This is a genomic window from Alcanivorax sp. HI0083, from assembly GCF_001635175.1.
The window spans coordinates 1-835 of the sequence record NZ_LWFX01001771.1 but is presented as its reverse complement, the minus strand read 5'-3'; the positions used below and the strand labels follow the sequence as shown (position 1 = coordinate 835).

Below are 835 nucleotides of genomic sequence, written 5' to 3'. Positions count from 1 at the left end.
ATACCGGGCCCTTGCCCTGGGCCTGCAGGGCCAGCCGGCCCTTGAATTTGAGGGTGCTGGCCAGCAGGGCCACGGCGGCCACGGCCTCGCCGATCAGCCCCTGTACGGCCAGCGGGTAGTTGTGGCCTTCAAGGATACGGCTGACGCTGCTTTCTACCTGTACCAGCTCGCCACGAATGTCGGAGTCGGGGAAAAGGAAGCGCTGCTTGTGGTCTTGCATGATGATGTCCTGAGGTTGGTCGCGGTGACGTCACCGTGAAAATCGTTATTCGAGATTGTCTCGCTTGAAGCGTTGGATATCCCGGCGTTCCTTTTTACTGGGTTTGTGGTCCGGGGCGGCGGTGGCGGCCCGGGCCAGTTTTCGCTGTTCGCTGTTCATCTCCCGTTTGGCCACGCTTTGCGGGGTTTCTTCATAGAGCGTCTGGGCCACCTTGGCCGGGCCGCGCTTGCTACTCAGATCGCGGACGATGACCTCGAAATGTTCGGTACCCTTGGTAATGGTCACCGTCTGGCCGGGTTGCACCGCCTTGCTGGGCTTGGTGCGGTTGCCATCGATGTGGATCTTGCCGCCTTCCACGGCGGTTTTGGCCAGGGTGCGGGTCTTGAAGAACCGGGCGGCCCAGAGCCAGGAATCTATGCGTACGCTTTCCATCGGTTTCCCCACACCTGGCCGTCAGGGCAGCACGGCCAGGAAATCATCAATGGCCGGGAACGGGTCCGTATCAAGCCGTTTGGGCAGGCTGGAATCCGGGTGCAGAATACTCACCGGCTGGCCGATGCCGTATTGCCGGGCGCTGTGCAGCACTGGCAAGGAGTCGTCCACCAGCAGGGCTCG

2 protein-coding genes are annotated in these 835 nt (G+C 62.0%); both read right to left on the bottom strand.

Translation table 11 applies throughout. The features are described 5' to 3' along the window. A partial coding sequence (locus A3754_RS25655; RefSeq protein ID WP_197468879.1) for an Hsp33 family molecular chaperone HslO occupies positions 1 to 220 on the bottom strand: 220 nt, incomplete at its 3' end. Positions 221 to 265: 45 nt separating this feature from the next. Continuing rightward, positions 266 to 652: an RNA-binding S4 domain-containing protein gene (locus A3754_RS25650; protein WP_063521713.1), complete on the bottom strand. Its 387-nt coding sequence runs from the start codon at positions 650 to 652 to the stop codon at positions 266 to 268. Positions 653 to 835: the final 183 nt, after the last annotated feature.

Excerpts from the sequence above, each read along its gene's own strand:
- A3754_RS25650 (WP_063521713.1), bottom strand. The coding sequence starts at position 652 with ATGGAAAGCGTACGCATAGATTCCTGGCTCTGGGCCGCCCGGTTCTTC.